The 21,546-nt window shown below is 32.4% G+C and carries 20 protein-coding genes; 13 read left to right on the forward strand and 7 right to left on the reverse strand.

Translation table 11 applies throughout. The features are described 5' to 3' along the window. Nucleotides 1–120 precede the first annotated feature (120 nt). The 3 genes from pgi to NH26_RS06770 all read right to left on the reverse strand — a co-directional run bounded on the left by pgi (nucleotide 121) and on the right by NH26_RS06770 (nucleotide 3,493). Nucleotides 121–1,767, reverse strand: coding sequence for a glucose-6-phosphate isomerase (gene pgi, locus NH26_RS06755; protein WP_044218697.1), 1,647 nt, complete (start codon nucleotides 1,765–1,767; stop codon nucleotides 121–123). Between the two features lie 267 nt (nucleotides 1,768–2,034). Continuing rightward, complete coding sequence (locus NH26_RS06765) at nucleotides 2,035–3,195, reverse strand: sigma-54-dependent transcriptional regulator (RefSeq protein ID WP_044218693.1); 1,161 nt, start codon at nucleotides 3,193–3,195, stop codon at nucleotides 2,035–2,037. 34 nt (nucleotides 3,196–3,229) lie between these two features. Further along, complete coding sequence (locus NH26_RS06770) at nucleotides 3,230–3,493, reverse strand: hypothetical protein (RefSeq protein ID WP_044218690.1); 264 nt, start codon at nucleotides 3,491–3,493, stop codon at nucleotides 3,230–3,232. Between the two features lie 166 nt (nucleotides 3,494–3,659). Between NH26_RS06770 and NH26_RS06775 the strand changes: the two genes are divergently transcribed. From NH26_RS06775 to NH26_RS06785, 3 genes are all read left to right on the forward strand, one after another. After that, a complete protein-coding gene (locus tag NH26_RS06775) occupies nucleotides 3,660–5,078 on the forward strand; it encodes a DUF1800 domain-containing protein (RefSeq protein ID WP_084812079.1) in 1,419 nt (472 codons plus the stop codon). A gap of 2 nt (nucleotides 5,079–5,080) precedes the next feature. Next, a complete protein-coding gene (locus tag NH26_RS06780) occupies nucleotides 5,081–6,265 on the forward strand; it encodes a DUF1501 domain-containing protein (RefSeq protein ID WP_044218685.1) in 1,185 nt (394 codons plus the stop codon). Nucleotides 6,266–6,440: 175 nt separating this feature from the next. Then, complete coding sequence (locus NH26_RS06785) at nucleotides 6,441–7,070, forward strand: hypothetical protein (RefSeq protein WP_044218682.1); 630 nt, start codon at nucleotides 6,441–6,443, stop codon at nucleotides 7,068–7,070. Between the two features lie 60 nt (nucleotides 7,071–7,130). Here NH26_RS06785 and NH26_RS06790 read toward each other — a convergent pair whose 3' ends face one another. Continuing rightward, nucleotides 7,131–8,246: a THUMP domain-containing class I SAM-dependent RNA methyltransferase gene (locus tag NH26_RS06790; RefSeq protein ID WP_044219425.1), complete on the reverse strand. Its 1,116-nt coding sequence runs from the start codon at nucleotides 8,244–8,246 to the stop codon at nucleotides 7,131–7,133. A gap of 292 nt (nucleotides 8,247–8,538) precedes the next feature. On the opposite strand from NH26_RS06790, the gene NH26_RS06795 reads away from it, so the two are divergent. Then, nucleotides 8,539–9,171, forward strand: coding sequence for an AlbA family DNA-binding domain-containing protein (locus NH26_RS06795; RefSeq protein WP_052431791.1), 633 nt, complete (start codon nucleotides 8,539–8,541; stop codon nucleotides 9,169–9,171). A 3-nt stretch (nucleotides 9,172–9,174) separates the two neighbouring features. On the opposite strand, the gene yjjX is transcribed toward NH26_RS06795, so the two are convergent. Continuing rightward, nucleotides 9,175–9,714, reverse strand: coding sequence for an inosine/xanthosine triphosphatase (gene yjjX / locus NH26_RS06800; protein WP_044218681.1), 540 nt, complete (start codon nucleotides 9,712–9,714; stop codon nucleotides 9,175–9,177). A 129-nt stretch (nucleotides 9,715–9,843) separates the two neighbouring features. Here yjjX and recN point away from each other — a divergent pair, with 129 nt between their 5' ends. Continuing rightward, entirely contained in the window at nucleotides 9,844–11,499 is a 1,656-nt protein-coding gene (gene recN, locus NH26_RS06805; protein WP_052431790.1) for a DNA repair protein RecN, read from the forward strand. Between the two features lie 16 nt (nucleotides 11,500–11,515). Here recN and NH26_RS06810 read toward each other — a convergent pair whose 3' ends face one another. Next, nucleotides 11,516–11,851, reverse strand: coding sequence for a hypothetical protein (locus NH26_RS06810; RefSeq protein ID WP_044218677.1), 336 nt, complete (start codon nucleotides 11,849–11,851; stop codon nucleotides 11,516–11,518). Between the two features lie 342 nt (nucleotides 11,852–12,193). Here NH26_RS06810 and NH26_RS06815 point away from each other — a divergent pair, with 342 nt between their 5' ends. The 6 genes from NH26_RS06815 (at nucleotide 12,194) to NH26_RS06840 (ending at nucleotide 17,690) form a co-directional block, all read left to right on the forward strand. After that, nucleotides 12,194–13,129, forward strand: coding sequence for a phosphoribosylaminoimidazolesuccinocarboxamide synthase (locus tag NH26_RS06815; RefSeq protein WP_044219420.1), 936 nt, complete (start codon nucleotides 12,194–12,196; stop codon nucleotides 13,127–13,129). Between the two features lie 65 nt (nucleotides 13,130–13,194). Continuing rightward, the gene (locus NH26_RS06820; protein WP_044218673.1) at nucleotides 13,195–13,575 is read left to right on the forward strand and encodes an STAS domain-containing protein; all 381 of its coding nucleotides are present in this window, start codon (nucleotides 13,195–13,197) and stop codon (nucleotides 13,573–13,575) included. Between the two features lie 100 nt (nucleotides 13,576–13,675). Beyond that, nucleotides 13,676–14,593 (forward strand): ribonuclease Z, encoded by a 918-nt coding sequence (locus tag NH26_RS06825; RefSeq protein ID WP_044218670.1) that lies wholly within the window; start codon nucleotides 13,676–13,678, stop codon nucleotides 14,591–14,593. A 46-nt stretch (nucleotides 14,594–14,639) separates the two neighbouring features. Then, nucleotides 14,640–15,203, forward strand: coding sequence for a DUF4178 domain-containing protein (locus NH26_RS06830; protein WP_044218667.1), 564 nt, complete (start codon nucleotides 14,640–14,642; stop codon nucleotides 15,201–15,203). Between the two features lie 60 nt (nucleotides 15,204–15,263). Next, nucleotides 15,264–16,061, forward strand: a complete 798-nt coding sequence (locus NH26_RS06835; protein WP_044218665.1) for a hypothetical protein — start codon at nucleotides 15,264–15,266, stop codon at nucleotides 16,059–16,061. 45 nt (nucleotides 16,062–16,106) lie between these two features. Continuing rightward, nucleotides 16,107–17,690, forward strand: a complete 1,584-nt coding sequence (locus NH26_RS06840) for a polyamine aminopropyltransferase (RefSeq protein ID WP_044218663.1) — start codon at nucleotides 16,107–16,109, stop codon at nucleotides 17,688–17,690. On the opposite strand, the gene rmuC is transcribed toward NH26_RS06840, so the two are convergent. Continuing rightward, the gene (rmuC, locus tag NH26_RS06845; RefSeq protein WP_052431789.1) at nucleotides 17,682–19,232 is read right to left on the reverse strand and encodes a DNA recombination protein RmuC; all 1,551 of its coding nucleotides are present in this window, start codon (nucleotides 19,230–19,232) and stop codon (nucleotides 17,682–17,684) included. The two genes, NH26_RS06840 and rmuC, sit on opposite strands and share 9 nt — an antisense overlap. A gap of 216 nt (nucleotides 19,233–19,448) precedes the next feature. Here rmuC and NH26_RS06850 point away from each other — a divergent pair, with 216 nt between their 5' ends. Continuing rightward, nucleotides 19,449–20,348, forward strand: a complete 900-nt coding sequence (locus NH26_RS06850) for a hypothetical protein (protein ID WP_044218661.1) — start codon at nucleotides 19,449–19,451, stop codon at nucleotides 20,346–20,348. Between the two features lie 103 nt (nucleotides 20,349–20,451). Beyond that, nucleotides 20,452–21,489 carry a DUF481 domain-containing protein gene (locus NH26_RS06855; RefSeq protein ID WP_044218658.1) on the forward strand — a complete coding sequence of 346 codons (1,038 nt, stop codon included), beginning with the start codon at nucleotides 20,452–20,454 and terminating at the stop codon, nucleotides 21,487–21,489. Nucleotides 21,490–21,546: the final 57 nt, after the last annotated feature.

The raw sequence follows: 21,546 nt of genomic DNA on the forward strand, positions 1-21,546 counted from the left end.
AATTGATTAATCCTCTTAATAAATTTATAAAATGATATCTCCAAAGTTGAGATCCATTGATATTATAAAACAAAAAACCCGACCATTTTACTGATCGGGTTCCCATTGAAATAAGATGAATTATCTCATTTCTTTATATTTATTGATCAACTGATTCGTTGAAGAATCATGTGATACTACTTTCTCTTCATTTTGCAATTCAGGAAGAATTTTGTTTGCCAATTGCTTACCTAATTCTACACCCCACTGATCGTAAGAGAAGATGTTCCATATAACACCTTGAACAAAGATCTTATGTTCGTACATAGCGATCATTGCACCTAAAGTGAAAGGAGTTAATTTTTTCATCAAGATAGAGTTCGTAGGACGGTTGCCATCAAACACCTTGAATGTTTTTAATCTTTCGATCTCTTCATCAGATTTACCTGCTGCTTTAAATTCAGCTACCACAGTTTCTTCTGTTTTACCTGTCATCAATGCTTCTGTTTGAGCAAAGAAGTTAGATAATAATTTCGGATGATGATCTGAAATAGGGTTTTGTGATACTGCAGGAGCAATAAAATCTGCAGGAATCATTTTTGTTCCTTGGTGAATCAATTGATAAAAAGCATGCTGACCATTAGTACCTGGCTCACCCCAAATAATTGGACCTGTTTGGTAGTCTATAGGATTGCCTGCTCTATCTACACATTTACCGTTAGATTCCATATCTCCTTGTTGGAAATAAGCTGCAAAACGGTGCATGTATTGATCGTAAGGAAGTAAAGCATGAGATTCAGCACCATAGAAGTTATTGTACCAAACACCCAATACTGCTAATATCACAGGAAGATTTTCATCAAATTCAGCTGATTTGAAGTGATTATCCATTGCATGAGCACCTTTCAATACTTCTTCGAAGTTATCAAAACCGATGTTACAAGCAATTGATAAACCAATAGCAGACCATAATGAATAACGACCACCTACCCAGTCCCAGAAACGGAACATGTTTTCAGGTGCGATACCAAATTCACGTACTTTTTCTTCGTTAGTTGATAAAGCAACGAAGTGCATCATGATATGATTTTCGCTTTTTGCTGACTCTAAGAACCAAGTTCTTGCAGAGTTAGCGTTCGTCATTGTTTCTTGAGTTGTGAAAGTCTTAGAAGCAATAATGAACATTGTAGTTTCTGGATCTAAAGTTTTTAGAGTCTCAGAAATATGAGTTCCATCTACGTTAGATACATAATGTACGTTTACATTAGTAGCATAAGGTTTTAAAGCCTCAGTTACCATAAATGGACCTAGATCAGATCCACCAATACCAATATTTACAACGTCAGTAATAGATTTTCCAGAAAAACCTTTCCATTCTCCTGAAATAACTTTCTCAGAGAATTCTTTCATCTGACGAAGTACGTGATTTACTTCTACCATTACATCCTCACCATCAACCTTCATTGGAGTGTTTGATTGGTTACGTAATGCAACGTGATATACTGCTCTATCTTCTGTTTCGTTAATGTGCTCTCCATTAAACAGACTTTGAATACCTTCAGCAACACCTGTCTCTTTTGCAAGATCAAGTAATAACTTCATTGTTTCGTCTGTTGTGATGTTTTTAGAGTAATCAACAAAAATATCTTCGAATGTTTGTGAAAACTTTTCTGCCCTTGAAGCGTCTGTATCAAATAGATCCTTCATTTGCACATCTTTCATTGTTTCAAAGTGTGCTTCCAAAGCTTTCCAAGCGTTTGTTGATGTTGGATTGATTTGTTTCAACATGATTATGATACTTTTATATTTTAATTCTTTACGTTGTGTACCCTAATCATAATGGGCACTTCAACACAGCCACAAAATTACATTTTATTCGTTCTCTATCAAGAAGAAATGATAACGTATTTGGTGATTTTAGTCCCTAAAACGTACGCAACGGATTGTAAAATGACTCCTACCGCTGTTTTTTATCAAAAAAATCTGAATGGTAAGCAAAAAAAACACCCCTCTCTACATTGTCGTAAAAAGGGGTGTCTATAGTATTATTAATGTTTACAAGAAAGCAAACATTTCTACATCTTTATTAGTAATTTCTGATGGAGACATGATGGTTAATCTTTCCACCACATTTCTTAGTTCACGAATATTACCTGTCCAATCAGGCTCTTTCAATTTTTCAAGAGCATCATCAGTGATCTGAGTTTCCGGCTTTCCATATTCACCTGCAATGTCTTTCAAAAATTTCTTCACCAATAAAGGAATATCATCTTTTCTATCTGATAAAGAAGGAACTTTGATTACAATCACACTTAAACGATGGTATAAATCTTCTCTAAAATCACCTGATTTAATCATGGCTTTAAGATCTTTGTTTGTGGCAGCCACCACACGAACATTCACCTTAATTTCTTTATCGCCACCTACTCTAGTGATTCTATTTTCTTGTAAAGCACGAAGAACTTTTGCCTGTGCTGATAAACTCATATCACCAATTTCATCAAGGAACAGCGTCCCTTCATTAGCTTGTTCAAATTTACCAATACGCTGCTTATGGGCAGAAGTAAAAGACCCTTTTTCATGACCAAACAATTCCGACTCAATCAATTCAGAAGGAATAGCAGCACAGTTTACCTCTACTAATTGTTGTTTAGATCGAGGTGATTTACCGTGAATCCAACGAGCCACTAATTCTTTACCCGCTCCATTTGGACCTGTTACTAAAACTCTAGCTTCTGTAGGTGCTACCTTTTCGATAGTATCCTTCATTAACTTAACAGGTTCAGACTCGCCAATAATGTCATATTTTTTAGCTACTTGCTTTTTTAAGACTTTAGTTTCTTGTACTAGAGAGTTTTTATCTAAAGCATTTCTTACGGCAAGTAACAGTCGATTTAAATCTGGGGGTTTAGAGATAAAATCAAAGGCACCTTTTTTAGTAGCGTCTACAGCAATATCAATATTTGCATGTGCAGATATCATTATAAACTGAGGTGCTTTACCCATTTCCATTGCTTTAGTAAGTACTTCAATACCATCTTTTTTAGGCATTTTCACATCACATAAAGCAACATCATAGTTATTGACTACTAATTTCTCCAACGCTTCTTCGCCATCTTTAGCTTCGTCAACTTCATAGTTTTCGAACTCTAAGATTTCTCTTAAGGTGTAACGGATACTCTTTTCATCATCGATAATCAGAATTTTCTTTGGCATTCTGTTGTTGATTTGACTTTTAAAAATTAATTAATTACCAGGCTACCTCTATACAGTACTCGTTTCCTTGACATTCACCAAAGTCAAAATCCATTTCTGCCTCTGAGAAGTGTTTTGTAATGATATCCATTACTTTAGCCACTTCCAAGGCAGGTAAGCTTTTTAGATTAGTAGGAGTTAAAATAGCAACTTCAAGTTTATTAGAAGAAACTTTGCTTTTAAAATAATTACATTGTTTTTCTGTTTCAGAAATTAGCTCATCTATTGATGTTCCTGCTGCATTAAAGTTTCTTCTCATCGTTAAAAAGAGGTAGTTGAAATAAAAATTATACAATAAAGTTTAGCTAAAACTAATTGAATTTTTCTACTAAACTTTATTTATACTCAAAAATAGCCATCAACTAAGCAATCCCAAATTATTTTTTCATAAAAAATTCATTAACATTCAATAAATCCTTAGATTGATGTCGACACATAAATTAACAATTGAATTTTTACTTAGCACTACTTATATGAGAAAAGATTATCAAAAGCTCTTACACCTATATTCCAGAGCAGGTTTTGGTATTAATAAAAGAGAAGCAGACACATTAATCGAAAGCAAAGATTGGGTAAAACAACTGACTAATGTTAAACAAACAGAGCTTTTAGACTTTGATTTACCAGAATTCAAATCCAACTACATGAAACTCTCTGCTGATGAGAGAATGAGCATGAGGAAGGAGATGAGAAAGCTTTCTAGAGACATTAATATCTTTTGGTTGGATCAAATGTCGAAAGGTAAAGACCCTTTGGTAGAAAAAATGTCTCTCTTTTGGCATGGTCACTTTGCTTGTCGTATTGTCAACCCATACGAAGCAATTCAATATACCAATGTACTTAGAGAAAACTGTCTAGGGAATTTTAAAACTTTAGTTGTAGAGGTAGCCAAATCTTCTGCAATGATTAAGTATTTACATCTTCGTCAAAATAAAAGACAATCTCCCAACGAAGATTTTGCTCGCGAATTATGTGAACTTTTTACTCTAGGAAGAGATCAAGAATACACTGAAAATGATGTAAAAGAAATTGCTAGAGCATTTACTGGATGGAATACTCGAAAAGATGGTACTTATCATTTCAAGGAAAAACAACACGATTCTGGTGAAAAAACCATTTTCGGTAAAACAGGTAATTTTGATGGGAATGATGTGATTGACATGATCCTAGAAAAGAAACAATGTGCGAAATTCATATCCACCAAAATATATAAAGAATTTGTTCATCCTGATGTAAATGAAAAACATTTGGAGGAAATCACTGACGTCTTTTATAATAGTAATTATGATATCCGTCAACTGATGAATCATATTTTCAATGCAAAATGGTTTTATAGTAAAGATGTTATTGGTGCAAAAATTAAAAGTCCAATAGAATTAATTGTGGGGTTAAAAAAATCATTTGATTTATCACCTAAGAAAGATAAAGTTTGGCTCATACTTCAAAGAAATTTGGGTCAAGAATTATATTACCCGCCTAATGTCGCGGGCTGGCCTGGAGACACTTCCTGGATAGACAGTAGTCGACTAGCCATGAGGCTTCGTCTACCCTCTGTTTTATTAAATAATGGTCAGATTCCTATTGCTTTTAAAGAAGATTATGACACTAATCCTAATGAGAATAGAAAGAAGATGAAGCAATTGGCAAAATTCCAATGTGAAATTGACTGGAATGAAACTCAATTAACGCATCAAGACGATCCTAAAAAATGTACCCTTGCAGAATTAATGCTAAGAGGTGAGCTGTCTAATGATGCAAAAGAGTTTATAAAAGGACACCAACTGTCTTCTTTTAAAAACCAAATGATACAATTATTATCACTACCTGAATACCAACTTTGCTAATCATGAAAAGAAGAGATTTTATTAAAAGTGCTTCATTATTAACGGCAGGCACATGGTTTACACCACTTTTCCTTCAGCAAACTATGGGAAAAGATTTTACTCCATATAAAGGAAAAAGGGTAGTTGTAATACAGTTTTCTGGAGGTAATGATGGCCTAAACACTGTTGTCCCTTTTTTAGACGACAACTATTTTAAAGCAAGACCTGAATTAGCTTTACAAGAAAGTGATATCATTAAAATGGATCAGGATCTTGGTTTAAATGGGCAAATGAAAGGATTGTCTGATTTATATCAAGAGGGGTATGTTTCTGTTATTAATAATGTTGGTTACCCTAACCCGAATCGATCTCATTTTAGAAGTATGGATATCTGGCATACTGCTTCTGGGAGTGATGAATACTTACAAACAGGGTGGTTGGGTCGTTATTTAGATGCGCACTGTCAAACAGCAAGAGAAGGTATTGAACTTGATAATACTTTATCATTGGCAATGAAAGGCCAACAAATAAAAGGACTTGCATTAGAAGATGCTAAATCACTTTACTTTAAATTAAAATCTGATCAGTTTAATGAATTATCTGATATAGATGATAGTTTGAATGAAAACAATCAAGGCTATTTATATAAAACGCTAGCAGAAGCACATCAATCTGCAAAATATGTTTTTGACCATAGTAAGATCTATTCTTCCAAAGCTGCTTACCCTAGTTCTGATCTAGGAAGACATTTAAAAAGTATTTCTGAGATGATTGTTTCTGGTATGGATACAAAAGTATACTATGCATCGCTAGGTGGTTTTGATACACATGCGGGACAGAAAAATATCCAAAACCGTTTGCTAAAAGATTATTCTGATAGTATCTATGCCTTTGTTCAGGATTTAAAGAAAAATGATTATTTCAAAGATACCGTTATTCTTACTTTTTCTGAATTTGGTAGACGTGTAAAACAAAATGCGTCTAAGGGTACAGATCATGGAGCGGCAAATAACGTTTTTGTTATTGGTGAGAAGCTCAAAAAACCAGGAATTTTTAACGAAGGTCCTGATTTAGCCAATTTACACAGAGGAGATTTAATTCATAAAGTTGATTTCAGATCTATATATGCCGATTTATTGGATAATTGGCTTGATGTTGAAAGCCAGGGAATATTGAATAAATCGATTGATAAAATATCTATCGTTTAATCACAAACTCAAAAAACATTTGAATGAAGTAATTTATTGCTATTCAAATGTTTTTTTATGGTTAAAAACCCTAAAATTAGCATTTTACTAATAGGATTTTGTAATTTTGCTTTACAATTATTTGATATATATAATTTTACTGTGATATTTTAAAATCATACCAACGACTTCCATAATGACATTACATATTCGAATTATCTCAACTCTACTATTTTCTATCACATTACTTTTTTCTTGTGATCAGAAAGTTGAAAAAAGAGTAATGATTAAAAAAGAACTTAATTCTTCTCAAGACGATTTGCTATTGAAAAACTTTGGTGATGATGCCGTAGAAATTAAAGTTAAAGATATTAGTGTAAATGATAATAACTTTGAAATTACAGCTGACGTCACAAATAATGATGGCATCAAACAAGAAAAAACCATTGAATTAACAAAGGATGTTTTTATGGCTACTATGGACCAACATACCCATAAAACCATAGAATTCTCTGATGAAGAAAATACTTTCACTTGGCAATCTGACGAAGGGGAAGAATTCACTCCTAAAAAAGGAATGTTTATTTCTGATGATGGGTTCGAAAAAGAAATTTCTGAAGAAATTGAGAAAGAATACGGACAGCCTATCAAAAACATTAAGACTATTGATGTAAACATCGAAAATAAAGATGTGGTGATCAAAGCTGATGTTATCCTTGAAGATGGTAAAGAAGTAAAGAAAACGATTATAAAAGTTTTAGATAAAGACTTTGGAAGTGAAGAAGAAAATGTAAAAGTGAAAATGATCCAAATTGAAGGAAAATAATCACTATATTTTTTTGAATAAAGAGAAAGGGAAGTCAAATGACTTCCCTTTTTTCATATCTTATTTTTTACCTCTATACATTTCATATTTAGCCAATCGACATTCGATGGCGCCATTGTATAGTTCTATTTTTTTACTCGGACGTAGACCTACATGTTTTAAGGCTCCCATGTTTCCACTAAATATCCAAGCATCATAACCAGAGAAATCTTGTTTTAATTTATCTCCCATTTTCTTATAAAGCTCTTCAATATCTTTTCCGATACGTTCACCATAAGGAGGGTTACAAACAATCACTCCGTTTTCTCCAATCGCTTTTCTATCGAAGAAACTTTGTTTTGAGATCCTTAGATCTTCATCTAGTTCCGAACGACCTGCATTTGCCATAGCCACTTCAATTGATGCTCTATCAATGTCAGAACCAACAATAGGAACTTCAATTTCTTTAATTTCTCTTTTGGCCTCTCTGAAAACTTGATTCCAAAGTCTTCTATCATATTTAGACCAGTTCATAAAAGCAAACTTCCTTTTTAAACCCGGAGGTGTATTAGAGGCAATCATTGCTGCTTCTACAATAATAGTCCCAGAACCACACATTGGATCTAAGAAAGGTCTATCCCCTTTCCAACCCGTTAATAATATTAATCCTGCAGCCAATACTTCATTCAAAGGAGCTGCTTTTTGTTCCGAACGATAACCTCTTCTATTTAAAGCCTCGCCAGAACTATCTAAAGAAAGAATACAGCTATTTTTAGAAATATGAATGTGAATTTGAACATCAGGATTTTTGATCTTCACATCAGGTCTTCGCTTGAACACTTCCATGAAATGGTCAGCGATAGCATCTTTAGTTTTTAAAGCAACATATTTGGAGTGTCTAAAAGTATCCGACCAAACTGTCGAATCAACGGCAAACGTTCCATCTTTGTCAATATATTTTGCCCAATTGACCTTTTTTACTTTCTCATATAAGTCCGCTTCGTTTCTTGCGTTAAATTCTTTTATGGGCACTAAAATTTTCAAAGCAGTTCTACAATATAAATTTGCTTTATAAAGAATTTCAAGATCGCCTTCAAAAGTGACTACACGTCTACCTGCATTTACTTTTGATGCTCCTAAATTTATCAATTCTTGTTTTAAGACCTCTTCTAAACCAAAAAATGTTTTAGCGGTCATTGAGAAAATATTTTCAGTCAATTTATTATCAATTTTTTGATGATAACACAAAGGTAATCCTTTTAAGAGGGATTGATGAAATTTCTTGTCGTAAATTAAAATTATCCTTAATAAATTTTGATTCATTAGGAGATTATCAAAGCAACATTCCTATTTGACACATCATTTTACATTCTAAAAATTAAAACACACTTTCACATAAGAATATAAATATCAAATACTTACAGAATCACATTCTTAGCTAAATCACAAGAAAATCATTATATTTATAAAGTAATAAAAACTCAAAGTGATGAATCAACACCAATTACGACAGCTCATTCAAAAAGGCGAAAGTCGCAACTTAGAATTCAAACAAAGAGTAACAAAGCCTGAACGGTTTGCAAAAACTGTCTCTTCAATAGCCAATACACAAGGTGGTATTTTATTAGTTGGGGTAAACGATGACCATAGTATTAGTGGCATTGATCCTTTTGAAGAACAATATGTATCAGAAGAAATCATCAAGTTCAATATTCATCCTCCTTTAGCCATCAAATACGCTACAATTGAAACAGATGATGGATTGGTTTTAATGTTGAAAATACCCAATAGTGATTTCAAACCTCATCGTGCTTTATCTAAAAAAGGCGAATGGCAAACTTATGTGAGGTTCAATGATAAAAGCGTACTTATGTCAGAACGACAGCAAAGATTACAAACAAGAGGAATAACAAATGCTTTAAGACCGATCAAAAGAAAATTATCACGACAAGAAAAATCATTATTAGTGTATCTTCATGAAAATGAAAAAATCACACTCAAAAAATTCTGTCAGTTAGTCAATTTCTCAGAACGAAGAGCCCGAAAAACACTTAATGATTTACTGCATTTCGGACTACTTCGGGAACATACTTTTGAAAAGTCAATATTTTATTCTCTATAAGATCTAAAAGTACATCTCTTTATTTGCAAGAGGGATCATTGCTAATATTAAAGCTTGAACATAATATTCTGTTCTACCTAAAGCACCAAAAGTTAGAGAGCCTACTGCTCCTCCTTTTTGTTTAGAACCATGTTCATTAAATACTTGATCATTTGCATGCCCTAATTCAATCCCTTCTTCTACCAATTGTTGTACTTTGGGAGGTAAATAAAATAAGCCAGTCATCCCCTTTCCGATATCACCATCTTGATCTATAACACACATCCAAGCAAAAGCATACATTTTCCCATCATCATCTTTATCAATCCCCCCTTCCATGCCGATCCAATAATCTGCATCTACTACTTCTGCTTTCGCATTCATTGCTCTATTCAAAGCTCCTTGCCATGTTTCATTATTACTCATTGGCTGATCTGATACCCCTGAAGAAACATCAACACCAATCACTTCAAAATTAATTTTTGGTAATATTTTCTTCATTCCCTCGAGAGAAGCGTTGATTTTTACGGTATTTTTGGATGCAATAGCTATTTTTTTATTCATTTTTTAAACATTTCTATTAAATTTGGCAAAAGACGATTTTTTTATCATTTTTGAAATGACAAGAATATTGTCTTAAAGTACAAACGTAATTAAAAAAGAAGATACCTTCAACACACTATATTCTGCGTTATGTTAAAGAATCTATTGATAAAAAACTATGCACTTATTGAGCATACAGAAATTGATCCTGATAAAGGGTTAAACATTATCACTGGTGAAACAGGTGCCGGTAAATCTATTATGCTCGGTGCACTTGGGTTACTTAAAGGTGGAAGAGCAGATAGCAAAGCACTCTTTGATACTGATAAAAAATGTGTCATTGAAGGTACTTTCAATATATCCTCTTATAAATTAAAAAGCACTTTTAAAGACTTAGAGTTAGACTATGAAAAAGTAACTATTCTAAGAAGAGAGATTACTCCTAGTGGTAAATCAAGGGCTTTTATTAATGATACACCTGTACGTCTTGATGTCATGAAAAAAATTAGTGAAAAGCTAATGGATATTCATTCACAACATGACACTCTTCAGTTAGGATCAAATATATATCAATTGAACCTTGTTGATGCTTACGGGCAATTAGAGAAAAAAGTAGAGCACGTTTTTGTTGCATACAAAGAGTATAGAAAAACAGCTCAGTCGTATCAACAACTACTTGATGAATACAATCAAATAAAAGAAGAATTTGAATTTAATCAATTCCAACTTAAAGAATTGGATGATGCCGATTTAGATGATATCGATCAGACTGAATTGGAGATGGAATTAGAGAAACTAGAAAATGCTGAAAATATTAAAGTAGCATTAAATACAGTTCTAGAAGCCCTAAGCCGTTCAGATTTTTCTGCTGACAGTAGTATTTATTCATCAATTACTGATTTAAACGGATTAACCGATTATTCTAAAAAGCTATCTGAAATTCGTGATCGTCTTGACAGCTGTCATATTGAACTTAGAGATATTATTTCAGAAATTGAAGGTGAAGAAGATGCATTGTTTTTTGATCAGGAACGTATTTTCATGATTAAAGAAACTTTAGATACTGTTTATGGTCTTCAGCAAAAACATAGAGTACAAGATTTACAAGAACTTATAGAGAAAAGAGAATCTATACGTTCAAAAGTAGACAAAGTAGAAAGCTTCGATGAAGCCTTACTAGAAGCTGAAACTGAAAAGAAAGCAGCCTATGAAGCTTTAATGGAAATAGCTGAAACACTTTCTGAAGCTAGAAAGAAAGCTATTATACCATTAACTAAAGAATTGAATAAAACTTTAGCCGATTTAGGTATGCCAAATGGTTTAATCGAAATTGATCATAGAGTTACTGAACCTACAGTCATTGGTATTGACGAGGTTGAAGTCTTATTTACAGCCAATAAAGGAAGAGCTCCTCAAGCTTTAAGAGAAGTAGCTTCAGGTGGTGAGTTTTCTAGACTTATGTTGGCGATTAAATACATCTTAGCAAGTAAAACTTCGCTTCCTACAATTATTTTTGATGAAATTGACACAGGTATTTCTGGGGAAATTGCTATAAAAGTAGGTAGCATTATGGAGGAAATGGGAAAAAGTCATCAGGTATTTACCATTAGTCACTTACCACAAATTGCTGCATTAGGTTCAAAACATTATTATGTATATAAAGACCATGGTGGGGATTCTACGGTCAGTAAAATAAGAACATTAGATCAAAATGGTAGAATTCAAGAAATTGCACAAATGATAGGTGGTGCACAGCCATCAGAAGGTGCTATTCAATCTGCTAAAGATTTAATAGGTATAAAATAACAAAGAAATAAAAGTTCTAGAGGCAACCGACAAATTCTGTTTCACCGCTTCTAGGACTTTCTACTTTAAAGCTTAACATTTTATTGTAAGCATCAATTTTACCAGATAAGTGTTCGTCCTTATCATCACAACTTACCTCAAAAACATCTGTATTTACTTCTTTTGTAAGTAGATTCATTTCTCCACTACCACAACCATCCATAAATATTTCAAGTCTTAAGTTGTTGCTATCATCAAAAGTCAAGGACGTTTTTGCTTCCACTTCATATTTAAAATCGTCTACTACTTTAAAAAGTTTTCCAGTGTAGCACCCTGTGACTTTATTTAACTCGTTTTCTTCTAAATTTAACATGAGAATAAAAAAATTTAATAGTTACGATAAGTAGTTATTGCAAAAAAAATCACCCCATCCATATGTAGTATTGATTTCTTAATTACTTAACGTACAGTAAAAAACTGTCTCCAAATATAATTTTTTGAGTCCAAAAGATCAATAAATTATCATATTATTTCAAGGAATCTTTATAATACATTTTTAACAGGTATAACATTATTGTCATATTGAAGATACGAAGGTATTCTTTTAAGGATTGAAATTGTTCAGCAAAAAAATTGTAATAAATCAAACTTACTGTGTATGTTTGCAGCAAATTTTTATTCTAAACTTAGATTTAGTACATCATTTTTTAAAAATATGGACGCAATTAAAAGTACATCACTATCATTCGAGAACGCAACGGATGTATACAAAGGTAAAGTTAGAGACGTTTATTACTTCGGTAAAAAAATTGCCATCGTCGCATCAGACCGTATATCAGCCTTTGATGTTGTTTTAGATAGAGCAATACCTTACAAAGGGCAAGTACTTAACCAAATTGCCGAAAAGTTTTTAAAAATGACTGCTGATATTGTTCCTAATTGGTTAGAATCAGCTCCTCATCCTAATGTGCATGTTGGTAAAATGTGTGATGCATTTGCTGTTGAGATGGTGATTAGAGGTTATTTAGCAGGTCATGCTTGGAGAGAATACAAGGCAGGTAAAAGAATGCTATGTGGTGTTGCTTTACCTGAAGGTCTTAAAGAAAACGACCGTTTACCTACTCCAATCATTACCCCTAGTACTAAAGCTAAAGAAGGACATGATGAAGATATTTCTAGAGAAGAAATCATCTCTCAAGGAGTAGTTAGTGAGGAAGATTACAAAAAGTTAGAAGAGTATACTTTTGCTCTTTTTGCTAAAGGTCAAGAATTTGCCAATGAAAGAGGTTTAATATTAGTAGATACTAAATATGAATTTGGTAAATTTGACAACGAAATATATTTAATTGATGAAGTACACACGCCTGACTCATCAAGGTATTTCTACCAAGAAGGTTATGAGGAAAGACAAGCTAATGACGTCCCTCAAAAACAACTTTCTAAAGAATTTGTAAGACAATGGTTAATTGAAAATGGCTTCCAAGGAAAAGATGGACAAAAACAACCATTTATGTCGGAAGAGTTTGTAAAATCTGTTTCTGATAGATATATTGAACTTTACGAAAACATAACAGGCGAAACTTTTGAAAAAGCTTCTTATACTAATATTCAAGAAGAAATTTTCAATTCTATCAAAAATGAATTAGGATAAAACTAAGATCCTTGTATTTTTGCATTTAATAAAACGTCTAAAATATAACAGACTATAAAGATATTATGAGATTTTCAGTCAATAAAAGCGAAAAATATACTGTTTTAGTACCTGAAGAAGAGAAATTGGATTCATTAAAAGCTCCTCAATTAAAAGCGGAGATTGTTACAATGTTCCAATCTGGTACTGAAAACTTAATTATTGATTTGAGCAACGTAAAATATGTTGACTCATCTGGATTAAGCTCAATTTTAGTTGCGAATAGATTAGCTACTGAAGTGAATGGTAAGTTAGTATTAGCTGGCTTAAACGAGCACGTTATGAAATTGATCAAGATTTCTAAATTAGAATCAGTTTTAGAGCTTCACCCAACAGTACAAGAAGCTATTGAAGCTATCTTTTTACACGAAATTGAAAAAGATATTGAAGGTGGAGATGACAACTAGTCTCTAAAAACTTCAAAAAAAAATTTAATTAAAAGCTCGGACCACAATTTTTGAGGTCTGAGCTTTTATATCCTAATAGATTATCCCCTCAGTATAATTTTTGTCATTCGAAATCACCATATTAGGCTCTAGTGCCGCCATTCCTTCAAAAGGAAGACAAATGACTTCTCAACACCTTCGAATTGGTAACCAACAGTTTTTAATTGATTGTGGCGAAGCTACACAGCATCAATTATTAAACCTGGGAATTAGTTTGCATAAAATTGAGCACATTTTTATAAGTCACTTACATGGAGACCACTTCTTTGGGCTACCTGGATTATTATCCACAATGCATCTACAAAGAAGAACAGAACCGTTATATATTCACGGTCCTAGGGGATTAGATGAAGTATTGTTAGCTAGTTTCAAACATTCAAAAACAGAGTTAAACTATAAAGTTTTTTTATACGATAACCCTACAATGTTCTCTGAAGTTATTTATGAGAATGAAAAGATTACTGTTGAAACGATTCCATTAACACATCGAGTACCTTGTACTGGATTCTTGTTTAGAGAAAAGAAAAAACAATACCGAATTATACCAGAAAAATTACCTTCGGGCTTACCATTTGAAGCTTTCAGAGCGCTTAAAAGAGGTGAGAACATAGAATTTAATAAAAATAAAATTAATTACGAGGATGTTACACTCCCTCCTAGAAAATCTAGATCTTATGCTTTTTGCTCAGATACTAAATATTCAAAGAGTGTAATTTCTAAAGTATTTGGTGTAGACTTACTTTATCACGAATCTACTTTTATGGATCGTCATAAAGAAAGAGCAAACATCACTTTTCATACCACCGCCAAACAAGCTGGTTCTGTTGCCAAAGAAGCAAATGTCAAACAATTATTGATTGGTCATTTCTCTGCAAGATATGCTGATTTAACAGAACTGCTAGAAGAAGCTCAAACAGAATTTAACAATACACAACTTGCAATAGAAGGACATAAGTTTTCTATTGTGGAATGTGATTAATTAATCGTAACTTTAAAGAAAAAACATCATTAAATACGATTAAATTATGCCTTTCGGATTTTTCAAGAAAAAAAATAAAGAAGATGAGGAGCCTAGTTACGATCCTACCAACATCACAATAAGAGATTTACGTTTAGGATACATCTTTGATTTTGAGATGAAAACCTTTGAGGTAACCGGTGAATATGAATATGATTGGGGTGATAATGACAGATCGTACGAATATAAAATAGAATCGGCAACCGATACATTTTTTTTACAAGTTGATGACGAAGATGAACTTACAGGAACTGTAAATCAAAGTATTCTTTGGGGAAAATTACCTGAAAATGTTGAAGAAGATATCTTAAAAAAAGGTAAACCTCCTAAATCTATTTCATTTAATGGGAAAGAATTTTTTAGAGATGAAAAATCTGTAGGTTATTGGAGAGATGTACATAGTATGTCTTCTGATGAGAGTACAGAATATATGTGTTGGGATTATTACGATGAGTCTGAAAAGTTTGTACTATGTATTGAACAACATGGTGACGAAGCTTTTAACGCATCTTTAGGAATAGTAGAGCCAGCACGAAAATTCACTAATATATTACCCAACTCAAAAGGTTAAATTGCGTAATATTAAATAATAGTGTCAAACAAAAGTATTACTAAGAAGTCAAATTACTTCATGAAAAAATTAATAATAACATTCCTATCTACTTTAGTCCTTTTCTCTTGTGGCAGTAGTCAGGAAAAATTCACAAAATCACCTGTAGATCAGCTTAATACTGAAATGATCAATGTTGATAATTATACCATCATTTTACAGGACATGGATGCTGAAGAGCACCTTTTTACAGAAGATTTTTATAAACATAAGTACAAAATAGTAACGATAGGTGCAGATAGTGTTCCTCAAGTTCAAGAAACGGAATGGTATGATGTTTCTCAAAGCTTTTTCCAATTACATTCAGGTGATATAGGAATGGAAATAGCTACTAAAGTAGACGGTAAATTATCAAAACAAGTATCTCCTCCTGGTTATTCGGGATATGTGGGTAATGAACAGTATGGACATTGGAAAACAGACCAAAGATCTGGAACAAGTTTTTGGGAGTTCTATGGTCGATACGCTATGATGAGGTCTATATTTAATATGGGTTATTATGGACCTATTTATAGATCAGGGTACATGGATTACAGAAGCAATTATAGCCGCGGAAGAAATTATTATGGTAGCGGTCCTTCTGGATCACCTCGATACGGCACCTATTCTAGTGGGGCTGCGAAAGCAAACCCAAGCTTCTCTAGAAGAATGAGCTCATCAAGTAATTTCAAAAATTCTGTAAACAGGAATGTTTCTCGATCTCCAGCTAGATATGCTGCAGGGTCTAGAGCCTCTTCTTCTAAGAAAACTAATTCTTCTTCTCGCTATGGAAGTGGATCATCAAGTAGATCTCGTTCCTATTCTAGGGGAGGAAAATAAATTAAGATTTTATACTATTAACCCTCCTTTGGAGGGTGTTTTTTTATGGCAAATTTTCTTTCAAAGTCGAATACATTAAAATTAGCATTATTCGCAACAGGTTTATCAGGTATAGTCGCTGAATATGTATTATCTACATTAGCCTCTTATTTCCTTGGTAATTCTGTTTTTCAATGGACAATGACCTTATCCTTTATGCTATTTGCAATGGGGCTAGGCAGTAGATTCAGTAAATACATTGAGCATAATTTATTGGAGAAATTCATTATTGTTGAATTTATCCTCTCCTTATTGGTTTCCTTTTCTTCTATCATAGCTTATAGTATAAGTGCTTTTATCAGTTTTAAATCTGAATATAGTATTTACCCATTACCTCTTGATGGCGTAATTATTTATAGTACAAGTATATCTATCGGCTTTTTAATAGGGCTTGAAATACCACTAGCTACAAGATTAAATGATCAGTTTGAATCATTAAAAGTAAATATTTCCTCTGTGATGGAAAAAGACTATTTTGGTAGTCTTTTCGGTGGTTTATTCTTTGCTTTCATCGGTTTACCATTTCTAGGATTAACATATACACCTTTTGTCTTGGGTTTTGTCAATGTATTCGTTGCCATTCTTCTATTATGGAGATTAGATCATTTATTAGAAAATAAATGGAGTATCAAACTTAAAACCAGTGGTGTAATTGTAGTTTCTTTGATTGGTATTGGTATGTTTTTCTCCAATGATATCATCAATTATGGAGAGCAAAATTTATATAAAGACAAAGTAGTTTTTCAAAAACAGACTCCTTATCAAAGGTTGGTCGTAACACAATGGAAAAATGATTATTGGCTATACATCAATGGACATTTACAATTAAGTACTTTTGATGAATGGCTTTATCATGAACCCATGGCAATTCCTGCTTTATCTCTATCACCAATTCCCCAAGATATATTAATCTTAGGTGGAGGCGACGGTTGTTTAGCAAGAGAAGCCTTGAAATTCCCATCAGTAAAAAGTATCACTTTAATTGATTTAGATCCTGAAATGACCAAATTAGCTAAAGAAAACCCAATATTTAATCAATTAAACGGAGGTGCTTTAAAGGATCCAAAAGTAAAAGTGATCAATATGGATGCTTTTACTTATTTAGAACAGGAAAAACAGTTTTTTGATGTCATAATGATGGATTTCCCAGACCCTAAATCGATAGAATTAGGTCGTCTTCAATCCTTAGAGTCTTTTAGACTTTGTCATCGAATGCTCCGACCCAATGGTGTAATTGTTACTCAGGCAGGTAGTCCTTATTATGCGTCAGAAGCCTTTTATTGTATAGAAAAGACTATGAGTGCAGCTAATTTTTCAACCATTCCACTTCACAACCAAATTCTAACTTTAGGAGAATGGGGCTGGGTGTTAGGAGCAAAAAATATGACTTCGGATGAAATGAAAAGTAAAATAAGACATGCTGATCTAAGCAATATCCCTACAAAATGGCTTAATAAAGAAGGTTTATATAGTATCACTTCCTTTGGAAAACCCATTTATGAATTTGACAGTACTAAAGTAAGTGTCAATACGGTTCACAATCCGGTATTACCCACTTATTATAGTAAAGGAAATTGGGATCTATTCTAAACCTTCAACTTGTTCATCATTGTCAATACTTTGTTCCACCAGTTCTACAGGGAGTTGGTGGGACGTTTTAATATTCCCTTTTTCTTTCAAATCAGTCAGAAGCTTAATCATATTACCCTTTCCTTCTGTTAATTGCTTCATCGCTTTATCAACATCCTCTTTAGTGTTCCCAATTCTTTTTTGTAAAGAAAGCATGGTATCAACAAACAGCCTTGCTTTATTATAAATACCAGAAGCTAATTTGATCACATCTTCAATATTCTTTTGTTGATGTTCATTTCTCCACAACTCTTCAATCACCTTCAGAGTAGACATTAAAGTGGTAGGACCAACAATTACTACTTTCTTATTGTAAGCATAATCCCATAATGATTCATCATGTTGTAAAGCAATTAAAAAAGCAGGTTCAATGGGAATAAACATTAAAACATAATCAAGGCTTTTTATGGTAGGTAGACTTTGATAATCTCTTTGATTTAACTCATCAATGTGTGCTTTAATGGCTCTAACATGTAGATTCACCTCTATTTGCTGCTGTTCAACATCTTCTGCACTTACAAAGCGATCATATGCATTTAAAGACACTTTAGAATCAACAATTACTTGTTTATCGCCAGGGTAATGAATTACAACATCGGGTCTTTGTTTATCTCCATTTTCATTAGCATATGTTGGTTGTACATGGTACTCAAAACCTTGCCTTAATCCAGATTTTCTAAGCACAGAATCTAAAATTACTTCACCCCAATCTCCTTGCTTTTTCACGTCTCCTTTAAGTGCCCTTGTTAAGTTTTTTGCTTCTTCAGAAATTTGAAGGTTCATTTTTCTTAGGAGTTCTATTTCTCTTTTTAAAGCATGTCTTTCATTAGACTCTTTACCATAGGAGTCTTCTATCTTCTTTTTAAATAGATCAATTTGCTCTTTAAAAGGATTCAGAATAACATCTAAATTCGTTTTGTTTTGGTCAGCAAATCGGTTAGACTTTTCTTCAAAAATCTTATTTGCCAAGTTTTCAAATTCTAGCTTAAACTTATTATTGAGTTGGTTTATTTCTTCTTGATGGGTTTCTATCTTTTCTCTTAAGTGTTCATTATGAGTCTTCAATTCGACATTATCTTGTAGTAAGTTTTCATTAGCATCTAAAATTTCATGATAAGTGGCCGTTAATTCTTTCAACCTATCATTTAACATGATTAATGCCTTTTGATTTTTTGCTTCTTCTTGTGATAAAAACTGATATTTTTCTTTATAAAAATTTTCAGATTGTTTCACCTCTAATAATTGATTAGACTCTTCTTTATATTTTGTCTCAATTACAGCTAAAGATTGATTGACTCCATTCAATTTTTGCTCTAATTCTTTATTGAGTTGTTGAAGATGGTTATGATCACTAATCCTTTTAGTTTCATTAGTTTTTAAATCTTCCCATTCCCAGATCACTTTATTGTACCTATTTTTTATGATAAAATAGGTGATTACAGCACTTCCAATACAAAAAAGAAGTCCTATACAAATGATGATAATATAATTTTCTATAATCATAATACTTTTCTATATGCTCACTAATTTAATAAAAAATGATATTTTTTTAATCAAAAGTTCAAATATTTATCATAATTATTTTAGTATGAGAATATTAAAGTTTCAGAAACTAAAAATTATTACTTATTAAAAATCTAAAACAAGAGTTCAAAAGAACTTAACAAAAATGAAAGGTGTAATACTATTGTAGAAAACTTAAACTATTGATTTTTATATATGCCTAATTATAATTCAATTCAAGAGATTGCCCATACATTGCATAATGATATCAGAAATAATCCGAATATTGATTTTAATAGAATAAATACACTGATAGATAATGTTGCCTCTGATTTAAGACAGAAAAACAATCATAAAAGTGAATTAGAACTTATACATCAATTTTTACCACATGATTTCATCAATGATTCATTGATTGGTCATTTAATTCAAAAACCTTATGGTTACCCAGAAGATTTCAGATTTTTAGATGGTATTCATACCAATTTCATCTCCGATAATTACCCGAACTGGGATCAATTTTTACAAAATTCTTCGTTAGCAAAATCCTTGAGATTTAGAAAACAATATTTTGAAAAAACAATAGAGGACACTTTAAGAGAAAAGTCAAAAATTAATGCCTTAATAATTGCAGCTGATAGTGGGCATTTACTTCCTTCGACATTAAAAAAATATGCTAAATCAATGACTGTTGATATACTTGAATGGAATGATAATGCAGTACACTACAACAAAGTTTTGACACAAAAATGGCTTCCAAATATTCGATTTTTTAAAAATTCATTCATGAATTATCATCCCGAAGAGAAATATGATATTGTATGGATTGCGGGTATATTTGATTATTTGGATAATCATTCTTTTGAAGAACATTTAAATAGAGCCTTGTCTTGGAAAAAAAATAAAGGCGAAATAATATTAGTAAATTTCAGTCCTAATAATGCATCCAAAAACATAATGGAAATTTTATTGAATTGGAAAGTAGCTCACCGCTCCAAAACAGAATTAATTAATCTAGCCTATCATTGTGGCTTCCATAGATCACAAATACGATTAGAAACTGACATAACCAAGTCCAATCATTTTATGCATCTACATAAAAACATGGTGCATTAATTATAGATATTAATGAATTTTAGCACTAGATTTTTGTTGCATTATAATGTATTTTTATATTTGTTAAAATTATATAATCCAAAAAAAATCAAATTCATTTACAATGAGACTTCTTTTAACTGCTGCCTTTATCTTCATCAGTTTATTTTCATTTGGTCAAATCGATTCACTTGTTCTTACTAATGGCGACGTAATTGTCGGTGAAATTAAGAGTATGGACAGAGGTGTAATACAAATTGAAACTCCCTACTCCGATTCCGATTTTAAAATTGAATGGAGTGGTATTAAAGAGATATTCGGCGAGACAAATTTCATGATCACTACGACTGATGGACAAAGATATGACGGTAAAATATCGATGGCGGAAGATGGTGCTTTTCAATTAAATACTAAAAACAATGGTTTAGTTGAAATTAATAGAAATGAGATTGTCAATCTTAAATCCGTAAATTCTACTTTCATAAGTAAATTATCTGCAAGTATAGATGTTGGTTACAGTTATACCAAGGCCAACAACTTATCTCAATTAAATGCAAATGGTTATGTTGGATATACCACTAACCGATGGAGTACAGATATAAATCTCTCTAGTTTAAAATCAACTCAAGATAATGTTGATGCAATTGAAAGAAATGAAGGAACTTTAACAGGAAATTACTTTTTGCCAAGAGACTTCTATATCACTGCATCAGGTAGTTACCTTTCCAATACCGAGCAATCAATTAATTTACGATTAGTAGGAACAGGTGGTCTTGGTAAATATGTTTTACATACCAACACTGCTTATTGGGGTTTCTCTACTGGTGCATCGTTCTTGCAGGAAAGTTTTGACCCAGTTTTTAATGCTGAAGATTCTACATTTACAAAAACACCAGATAGGTCAGAAGCGGAATGGTACCTTGGTATGGAGCTTAACCTTTTTGATACTGGTGATCTCTCATTCAAAACTTCAGCAAAAGGTTATAGAGCACTTGCATCTTATGATCGTTGGCGTGCTGATGTTAATGCAAATTTAAAATATGATTTACCCTATGACTTTTATGTTAAAGGAAGCTACAATCTAAACTACGATAGTCAACCTGCAGAAGCTGGTAAAGAAGTCGATTATCAATATACCATAGGCTTTGGTTGGGAACTGTAATGTCTCAACCTTAGTTTTAGCATCTTTTTTTCATAAAACTCAAGTTATAAATTTGAA

Source organism: Flammeovirga pacifica (assembly GCF_000807855.2).
Taxonomy (GTDB): Bacteria; Bacteroidota; Bacteroidia; order Cytophagales; family Flammeovirgaceae; genus Flammeovirga; species Flammeovirga pacifica.